This is a genomic window from Allobosea sp. 05T422_2 (assembly GCF_056396265.1).
Window position 1 is genome coordinate 63,799 of record NZ_JBFTLD010000038.1, and the last position, 9,416, is coordinate 73,214.

Here is a 9,416-nt window from a genome sequence, read left to right on the forward strand (position 1 = left end):
TTCCCGGGCCAGGCCCGGGAACGGAGCAACGATCAGCCGTTCAGGGCTTCTTCGGCTCGGCCGGCTTGTCCGCGGGCTTCTCGGCTGGCTTGTCCAGCCGCTCGACCTTGGCCTTCTCGCGCATCGCCAGCACGATGTCCTGCTGGGCCTTGCGCTCGAGATACTGGTCGATCTGCGGCTTGACATCCTCGAACTTGGGCAGCGGCTTGGAGCGCTTGTCCTCGACCTTGATGACATGCCAGCCAAACTGGCTCTGCACCGGCTCCGAGATCTGTCCCTTCTCGAGCTTGAAGGCAGCCTCCGAGAACTGCGGAACCATGYGCTCCTTCGTGAACCAGCCGAGATMGCCGCCTTCCTTGCCCGAACCAGGATCCTTGGAGAGCTCGGCTGCGACCTTGGCGAAATCCTCGCCCTTCTTCACCCGTGCCGCAGCGTCCTTGGCCTTGGCTTCATCCTCGACCAGGATGTGGCGCGCATGCACCTCTTCCTCGGGCGCCATGGCCTTGACGGTATCTTCGAAGAGCTTCTTCGCCGCTTCMGGCGTCGCAGCCTTCTTGGCCTCGCGCGTCAGATACTCGTCGAGCAGCACCTTCTCGCGRTAATAGGCGAGGCGSGMCGCGAAATCCGGCCCTTCCGCGATCTTGGCTGCTACGGCAGCCTTGGCCCCAAGCTTGAGGTCGACGAGGTAGTTGATCACCTCGTCGCGCTTGCGGTCTTCGGGGAGCTGCGCGAGGCGTTCGCCCAGATCTTCGCTGGCAAGCGTCATGTCGCGCTCGGTGATCGCGATTCCGTCGACCTTGGCCACGACCTTGTCCGCCTGAGCGAAGGCCGGCAGGGCAAGCATCGGTGCGCCGGCCAATGCAAGCCCAAGCGGCAGCATGGCGAAACGGGACAATTTCATCGGGACGGCCTTTCGCTGATGTCCAGAATAATGCTGGCGCTCCACTGCCAGTTGAACACGGCGAAGGCAAGGCGATTGAGCCACTTAGAGGTTGCCTGAAGGTTGCTTTTCGGTAATCCGCAGGCGCTTTTTACATCCCCGCCACCGATCCCCTTGGCACCTGCGGTGCAAAACCCCACATCCCGGCGAGCGATGCCTCACGATCAGCGCGCCGGCTCCGGCAAAAGCGACGCTGGACCCCGCACCCGCACGCGTCTAAACACGCGGTCGAATTGAGATAATCCGGCTTCCGTCGGCGCAGGATGATGACCATGCGCCGCCGCGAGCCAGGCACCGAAAGAAGGCCAGACATGCTTGGCGCGCTCGCAAAGAAACTCTTCGGCTCGTCGAATGACCGGCGCGTCAAGGGCTATGCCCCTCGCGTCGCCGCGATCAATGCCCTCGAACAGGAAGTCGCCGCCCTCAGCGATGAGGCGCTGCAGGCCCGTACTCAGGAATTCCGCCAGCAATTAGCGAACGGCGCCAAGCTCGACGATCTGCTCGTGCCGGCCTTCGCAACCGTGCGCGAGGCTGCCAAGCGCGTGCTCGGCCAGCGGCCCTACGATGTCCAGCTCATCGGCGGTATCGTGCTGCACGAGGGTGCGATCTCGGAAATGAAGACCGGCGAAGGCAAGACGCTGGTCGCGACGCTGCCGACCTATCTCAACGCGCTTGAAGGCAAGGGCGTCCATGTCGTCACGGTCAACGACTACCTAGCCCGCCGCGACGCCGAATGGATGGGCAAGCTCTACAACTTCCTCGGCCTGACCACCGGCATCATCGTCCACGGCATCGATGACGACGAGCGCMAGCGCGCCTATGCCWGCGACRTCACCTAYGSCACCAACAACGARYTCGGCTTCGACTATCTGCGCGACAACATGAAATACGACGTCGCGCAGATGTCGCAGCGCGGCCACCATTTCGCGATCGTCGACGAGGTCGATTCGATCCTGGTCGACGAAGCCCGCACGCCGCTGATCATTTCCGGCCCGCTCGACGACAAGTCCGATCTTTATGTCATGATCGACAAGCTCATCCCCTCGCTGGTCAAGACCGATTTCGAAGTCGATGAGAAGCAGCGCGCCGTCTCCCTGACCGAGGCCGGCAACGAGCATATCGAGGAGCTGCTGCGCCAGGCCGATCTGCTCAAGGAAGGCGATCTCTACGACGCGGCCAACGTCACATTGGTCCATCACGTCAACCAGGCCCTGCGCGCCCACTCGCTGTTCACCCGCGACAAGGATTATATCGTCCGCAACGACGAAGTCGTGATCATCGATGAGTTCACCGRCCGCATGATGCCCGGCCGGCGCTACTCCGAGGGCCTGCACCAGGCCCTGGAGGCCAAGGAGCACGTCACGGTCCAGCCCGAGAACGCGACGCTCGCCTCCATCACCTTCCAGAACTATTTCCGGCTCTATTCGAAGCTCGCCGGCATGACCGGTACGGCCTCGACGGAAGCTGACGAGTTCTTCCAGATCTACAAGCTGGAAGTGCTCGAGATCCCGACCAACGTCCCCGTCGCGCGCCTCGATGAGGATGACGAGGTCTATCGCACCTTCGAGGAAAAGGTCCGTGGCGTTATCCGCGAAATCAAGGCCTCGCAGGACAATGGCCAGCCCATGCTGGTCGGCACCACGTCGATCGAGCGCTCCGAGCTCGTCGCCGAAATGCTGAGCAAGGAAGGCTTCAAGCAGATCGATTTCAGCGCTCCGAACGCTTTGGAGCCGATCTATGAGGCCGCCCGCCAGGGCAAGCCATCCAAGTATTTCGCCGTGCTGAACGCCCGCTTCCACGAGCAGGAAGCCTATATCGTCGCCCAGGCCGGCGCCCCAGGGGCGATCACCATCGCCACCAACATGGCCGGCCGTGGCACTGACATCCAGCTCGGCGGCAATGCCGAGATGCGGATCCAGCACGATCTGCGCGACATGCCCGAAGGGCCCGAGCGTGACGAGAAGGCCAAGGCGATCCGCGCCGAGGTCGCCGACTTCAAGCAGCGCGTGCTCAAGGCCGGCGGACTCTACATCGTCGGCACCGAGCGCCATGAAAGCCGGCGCATCGACAACCAGCTCCGTGGCCGTGCCGGCCGCCAGGGTGACCCGGGCCGCTCGAAATTCTTCCTGTCGCTGCAGGACGATCTGATGCGGATCTTCGGCTCCGACCGCATGGACGGAATGCTGCAGAAGCTCGGCCTCAAGGAKGACGAGGCCATCGTCCATCCCTGGATCAACAAGGCCGTCGAGAAGGCGCAGGGCAAGGTCGAGGCGCGCAACTTCGACATCCGCAAGAACATCCTGAAATACGACGACGTCATGAACGACCAACGCAAGGTCGTCTTCGAGCAGCGCCGCGATTTCATGCGCCAGGCGAGCGTGCGCGAGACCATCGACGACATGCGCCACGGCGTCGTCGAGGACGTCGTAACCCGCCGCATCCCCGAAGAGGCCTATGCAGAGCAGTGGGATGCTGCTGGCCTGCGCGAAGACGTCCATAACTTCCTCAATCTCGATTTGCCGATCGAGGACTGGGCCAAGGAGGAAGGCATCGCCGACGCGGAACTCCGCGAACGCATCCGCACCCAGGCCGACCTGGCCTATGCCGAGCGCATCGCCCGCAACACCGAAGAGGTCATGACCTATGTCGAGAAGCAGGTGCTGCTGCAGACGCTCGACCATCTCTGGCGCGAGCATCTCGTCACGCTCGACCATCTCCGACARGTTGTCGGCTGGCGCGGCTATGCCCAGCGCGACCCGCTGAACGAGTACAAGCAGGAAGCCTTCGAGCTCTTCGACGGGTTGATCGGCCATCTGCGCGAGCAGGTCACCGGCAACCTGATGCGCATCGAGGTCCGCTTCGATCAGCCGGAGGATGGCATCCTGCCACCCCAGGATACCCTGCCTGCTCCCGCCTTCGGCGATTACGGCGGCAGCGGCCTGCAATATGCCGCAGTCGAAGAGGGCGAGGTCGCGGTTGTGGACCGTGACCCGACCGATCCATCGAGCTGGGGCAAGGTCGGCCGCAACGAGCCCTGCCCGTGCGGCTCCGGCAAGAAGTTCAAGCACTGCCACGGGCAGTTCGCCTGACACCCCGGTGGCCTCAAGCTTCGGAATATGAAAAAGGGCCGCTCTCACGAGCGGCCCTCTTCGTTTGTCCTGCATGATCGCGYGGCGTCACTTCGGCGCGAAGACCCCGACGCTGCTGGCCGTGATGTCGAAGGAGAGCGTCCCGACTACGGTCGGGTTGCACCAGTTCGAGCTATAGCCGCCTCCCGCGTTGCCTCGGGTGATCCCGCGCGGATCGGAGGTCAGCAGGAAGCAGTTGGCCTTGGACAGGTTGGTGTCGTGATAGCGCAGATCGGCGGTCAGGTTCTTGTAGGTGTAGGACAGGCCGGCATTCCAGTAATTGTAGTCGGGCAGCCGGATCGGCGTCGGGAACGCGATGTTGGTGCTGGTGGTGCCGAGCCAGTAGCGGCCGAACTCTCCAGAGACCGAGAGACCCTCGAGGAAGGGCAGATTGTACTTGGCCGTCAGCGAAGCGTAGGTGCCCGTTGCGCCCGTGCCGAGCCAGTCCCAGGCATAGAAGACATTGGCGCCGAGCGTGGCCTTGTCCTCCCAGTTATAGGAGACCTTGCCGGCAAGCTCGGTGAAATCGGTATTGCGCGGCGTCCAGATCACGCCGAGCCCGTCGATGAAGCGCTTCTCATTCGGATAATAATATTGGATCACGCCCAGGTCGAAGGTGACCGGGCCGAATTTCGGACGGATACCGCCATAGAAGTCGATCTCGGCGGGCGGGCTGGTCGCGAGATCGACATTGGCACCGAAGACGCCGAGATAGAACAGGTTGTCATAGAACTGCAGCTCCACCGAGCCTTGGGCGCCGGGCTTGCGGTCCGTCTGCGAGATGCCGCGGAAAACGTAGTCGGTCACGCCCTTGATGCTGACCGCAGCATCGATCCAGGTGATGCTCGGCGGAACCGGTGCCGGCGGCGGACCCTTCTTGCTTGGCAGGTCGGATGCCTGGGCCGCACCAGCAAACATGGCGAGCGACAGCGCCGCGCCAGTCGCCGGAAGACGTATCAGATCGAGAACCATCAGTAGCTCYGTCAAAAGACAGAAACCGCGCGCGAATTGCCGCGTTTCTGCCCCAATCAGGCCGATGGAACCGGATTCTCAGCAAGACGAGCTTTTTGGCATCCTGCACAGGAAAATCGCAGAAGCCGCCTGTCGGGCGGCATCTGCGCTGTCAAAATGAGCTTCTGCGAGGAAGTCAGGATCTGGTGATATTTTTGTCACGCATCGAATGCGCGACAAAGGAGACTCAACGGGTCGCGGACTGGCTCGAATAGGCAGCGTTCKACTGGTCGAGTTGCGTCGTGCGCAGCGTGTCTGCCCGACGCGGCGGCAGCGGCGTGCGCACATTGGTCGGCTTCGCCGGAACGACGGAAGCGACTGGCGCGGCCACAGGCGCCTCCACAGGCTGCGCCGAKCCTCCGATCAAGGGCACGAAGCTCAGCGCACGCTGATAGAAGGGGCGGTTATCAGCGACGGTGCCCACGGCAGGGGCCGCCGGCACCGCGCTGGCAACGACTGGCACCTGCTGGGCAGCACCCGGCAGGACCTTGGCCACCTGGGTCGCGGCAACAGCCGCGGCCGGCGCAGCGGCGGGCTTGACCACCACAGCGGGAGCAGCAGCCGGCGTCGCCACTTCGGCCGGCGCGGCGGCAACTGCCGCGAGGACAGCCTCATTATCGGCCGAAACCGCACGCACCGTCGCCTTGGTCCGTCCCTTGTCGTCCAGCACGACGACGCGCGGGCCAACGGTCAGCGCGTCCGGGCGGCTGATGCCGACGTCCCGCGAAGCCCAGGATGCCGACCTGTTCAGCGAATCGGACCCACCCGTGACGAGCGTCTGCTTGAAGGAACTGTGCTGGTCTCCGTCATCATAGATCAGCTTCACCGCCGGCGTGCCCTTCGCCACCAGCGCCGCAACCTGGACCTCGTCCTGCTGGCGCTTCTGCGCCACGGCCCCGCCCAAATTGCCGCCGTTGAAGACGTAGCGGCCGCCACTGACACCGACGCTCGGCTCGTCCTTGGCGACCTCGAAATAGTCCGAGCCTTCCTTCAGGTTCTTCCAGAAGGCGATATTGGGGTCGAGCCGGTGCTTGGCGAGGTTTTCCGGCGTCATCCGGAAGGGGAAGGCCTGCATCTGCACGGCCTTCTGGCCGGCGCCCTGTGCTTCGCGCACCAGCGCATAGATCTCGCCGATCTGATCGTCGGTCATCGAATAGCAGCCCGCCGAGGAGCAGGCGCCATGAACCATCAAATGCGCGCCGGTGCGCCCATGGGACCGGTCATAGGCATTGGGATAGCCCATGTTGAACGAGACATAATAGGACGAATTCGGGTTCATCTGCCCCGGGGAGATGGCATAGAAGCCCTCCGGCGCCATGCGATCGCCTTCGCGGACCTTCGGACCGAGCTGGCCGGACCAGCGGCACATCGGGAAGGTCTTCAGCAACTCGTAGCGGCCATCGCCCTTGCGCTTCCAGACCTCGAGCTCCGACTCCTTCTTGTAGGAGCGGATCAGGATCGGCTGATCCTTGCTCATGCCCTTCTCGGACATCAGCGCATAGGTCGCCGATGGGATCGGGATGTTATGGCGCGCAGAGCCGCGATACCGCTCCTCTTCGCAGGCGCCCAGGGTCAAAGCAACGAGCGCCACGAGGGCGATGTGTCTTGCTGCCACGTCGTCGATCCCATTGATCAAGCGGTCGTCGCCGACCTTCTATGCTCAAGACGGCAAAATCGTGCCGCTCATCATGGTTGTGAAGCGTTAGGCTTGACCGTTCCTTACCACAAGGGGGTCAGATCTGGCCATACGGTAAAGGAAGCGTAAACAGCGGGATTGCGAAGCTCAAAGGCTGCGGCCGATCGCGAGGAATTTCTCCTCGCGCTGGGCGACGACCTGCTCGGCCGAGAGGCCCGCGAGATCGGACAGGGCAGCTGCGATCGCATCGCCAGCGCGCGAAATCGCCATCTCGGGATCGCGATGCGCCCCTCCGGTGGGCTCGCTGACGATCCGGTCGATGATGCCGAATTTCAGCAGATCCTGCGCCGTGATCTTCATGCCGGTCGCGGCGTCCTGGGCGCGCGCCGTATCGCGCCAGAGAATCGAGGCCGCGCCCTCCGGCGAGATCACCGAATAGATCGCATGTTCCATCATCATCACGCGGCTCGCGGCAGCGATTGCGATGGCACCACCTGATCCGCCCTCGCCGATCACCAGCGCGACGCTCGGGCTGCGCAGACCGAGCCATGCCTCGGTCGAGCGCGCAATCGCTTCCGCCTGCCCGCGCTCCTCGGCCTCGATCCCCGGATAGGCACCGGCGGTGTCGACGAAGCTCAGAACCGGCAGGCCGAAACGATCGGCAAGCTCGGCCAGACGGACAGCCTTGCGATAGCCCTCAGGCTTCGGCATGCCGAAATTGTGCCGGATGCGGGTCTCGGTGCTGTTGCCCTTCTCCTGCCCCATCACGCAGACCGGCTGACCGCGGAAGCGCCCGAAACCGCCGACGATCGCCTCGTCCTCGCCGAAGGCGCGGTCGCCCGCAAGCGGCGTGAATTCGGTGATCAGCGCTGCACAGTAATCGATGAAATGCGGTCGCTGCGGATGCCGGGCGACCAGCGTCTTCTGCCAGGGCGTCAGGGCGCCATAGAGGTCCTTGAGCGCCTGGTTTGCCTTGGCATCGAGCTTTCCGATTTCCTCGGACAGAGAATAGCCGTCCCCCTTTGCATCCAGGGCACGCAATTCATCCGCCTTCGCCTCAAGCTCGGCGACCGGTTTCTCGAAATCAAGATAGCTACGCATTGTGATCCAGTTCTGGGGCGGGGCCGTCGATCCGCAGGGGGAGACGGAAGACCGGGGCCCGAAAAGCGGCGGACCTTGGCCGTGCCACGCTGTGATTGTCAACCCGCCGGGCGCTTGTCCCGCGTTTCGCCCAATCGTGGCGTCGGGGTGGGCTGGGGCAGCAGGACGGGACGAAAGGCAAAACTGCGCCGCGTCGCACGCAGCGGCGCCCGGCGATAGAACTGCTTGGTCGCATCGATGACATGGACGCCAGCGAAGGGCAGCGACAGCCCCGAGCCAACCCGCTCCCAGGCTGGGGCGGAGCGCATGAACAGCTTGCGTTTGAGCGGGGGTACATAGAGCGCCTCGGCCCAGTTCTCCGGAGCGAAAGTCGCGCCGCGCATCAGCGATTCGAGCTGTGAGCGGCTGAACGGGCGGCCGTGACCGAAGGGCGTTCCGTCCATCCGGGCCCAGAGCCCACGGCGATTGGGCGCGACGACGAGCATGCGGCCACCGGGACTGAGCACGCGCGCCACCTCGTCGAGCAGGTCGTCGGGGCTCTCTGTCTCCTCAAGAGCATGAACCAGCACGACCCTGTCGACCGAGGCTGTCGGCAAGGGCAGCAGCGTCGGCTCGACCAAGGCCGAGGCCGAGAGACCTTCCGACGGCCAGTTCACCACGCCTTGCGCCGCCGGCATGAAGGCGAGCACGCGCTCGGCATTGGCGCCAAGCACCGTCAGGTAGGGGGTGCAGAAACCCAGGCCGAGCAGGCGCTGGCGTCCGCAATCCGGCCAGAAACGCAGCATCGCCCGGCCGATGAAGCGCCGGGCGACATGGCCGAGGGGACTGGCATAGAAGGCGCGAAGGTCGACGACGTCGAGAGCCATGAACATGAAATGGACCGGCGGTGGCGCCGACGCAAGGGCACCGGGTTCTGCTCGGGCAGCACACGGCCATGCTTGATCGCGTGCCGGTCATGCCCCAATTCATGATGCGCTGATCGCCTCCCGGCGGTTATCCTTCGCTTCCCGCGCCAGGAGCCTTCCATGTCCCTCGACATCCATATCTTCCGCACGCTGAGCGACAATGCCGGCGCCTTGATTCGCGATCCCGCGACCCACGCCTGCGCGGCGGTCGACGTCCCCGACGCAAAGGAGGTGCTGGCCGCAGCCGAGGAGAAGGGCTGGGCCATCTCCGACATCTTCATCACCCATTCCCATTTCGACCATGTCCAGGGCGTCGCCGCGCTCAAGCAAGCCACGGGCGCGACAGTCTACGGCCCCGCGGACGCCCGGGACGCTGCCCCCGTCGACACCGTCGTCGGCGAAGGCGATCGGGTTCCACTCGGAGGCTTCGTCTTCGACGTCTGGCACACGCCCGGCCACGCCGATGGGCATCTGACCTTTGTCGGCGAGCAGACCCGGCTCGCGCTCGTAGGCGATGTCGTCTTCGTCATGGGTTGCGGACGCGTTCAGCCCGGGCAGTTGCCCGCCATGTGGACGTCGCTGTCGCGGATCATGACCCTGCCCGACGACACCCAGCTGATCACGGGGCACGACTACACCCTCGCCAACGCCCGTTTCGCGGTGTCCGTGGATCCCGCCAATGCCGTGCTGAAGAC

The 9,416-nt window shown here is 64.3% G+C and carries 7 protein-coding genes; 2 read left to right on the forward strand and 5 right to left on the reverse strand.

The window, feature by feature from the left end; all coding sequences use genetic code 11:
• Window positions 1-40: 40 nt before the first annotated feature.
• Window positions 41-901, reverse strand: coding sequence for a peptidylprolyl isomerase (locus tag AC1DJT_RS09945; protein ID WP_476833979.1), 861 nt, complete (start codon window positions 899-901; stop codon window positions 41-43).
• Window positions 902-1,251: 350 nt separating this feature from the next.
• Between AC1DJT_RS09945 and secA the strand changes: the two genes are divergently transcribed.
• The gene (gene secA / locus AC1DJT_RS09950; RefSeq protein ID WP_476833980.1) at window positions 1,252-4,029 is read left to right on the forward strand and encodes a preprotein translocase subunit SecA; all 2,778 of its coding nucleotides are present in this window, start codon (window positions 1,252-1,254) and stop codon (window positions 4,027-4,029) included.
• An 87-nt stretch (window positions 4,030-4,116) separates the two neighbouring features.
• Here secA and AC1DJT_RS09955 read toward each other — a convergent pair whose 3' ends face one another.
• The 4 genes from AC1DJT_RS09955 to AC1DJT_RS09970 all read right to left on the reverse strand — a co-directional run bounded on the left by AC1DJT_RS09955 (window position 4,117) and on the right by AC1DJT_RS09970 (window position 8,682).
• Entirely contained in the window at window positions 4,117-5,040 is a 924-nt protein-coding gene (locus AC1DJT_RS09955; protein ID WP_441487859.1) for a TorF family putative porin, read from the reverse strand.
• A 226-nt stretch (window positions 5,041-5,266) separates the two neighbouring features.
• Window positions 5,267-6,694, reverse strand: coding sequence for a L,D-transpeptidase family protein (locus AC1DJT_RS09960; protein ID WP_476833981.1), 1,428 nt, complete (start codon window positions 6,692-6,694; stop codon window positions 5,267-5,269).
• 168 nt (window positions 6,695-6,862) lie between these two features.
• Window positions 6,863-7,816, reverse strand: a complete 954-nt coding sequence (locus tag AC1DJT_RS09965) for an acetyl-CoA carboxylase carboxyltransferase subunit alpha (protein ID WP_441504299.1) — start codon at window positions 7,814-7,816, stop codon at window positions 6,863-6,865.
• 98 nt (window positions 7,817-7,914) lie between these two features.
• Window positions 7,915-8,682 carry a class I SAM-dependent methyltransferase gene (locus tag AC1DJT_RS09970; protein ID WP_441504504.1) on the reverse strand — a complete coding sequence of 256 codons (768 nt, stop codon included), beginning with the start codon at window positions 8,680-8,682 and terminating at the stop codon, window positions 7,915-7,917.
• Between the two features lie 159 nt (window positions 8,683-8,841).
• On the opposite strand from AC1DJT_RS09970, the gene AC1DJT_RS09975 reads away from it, so the two are divergent.
• The coding region (locus tag AC1DJT_RS09975; RefSeq protein WP_476833982.1) for an MBL fold metallo-hydrolase at window positions 8,842-9,416 on the forward strand (575 nt) is incomplete at its 3' end.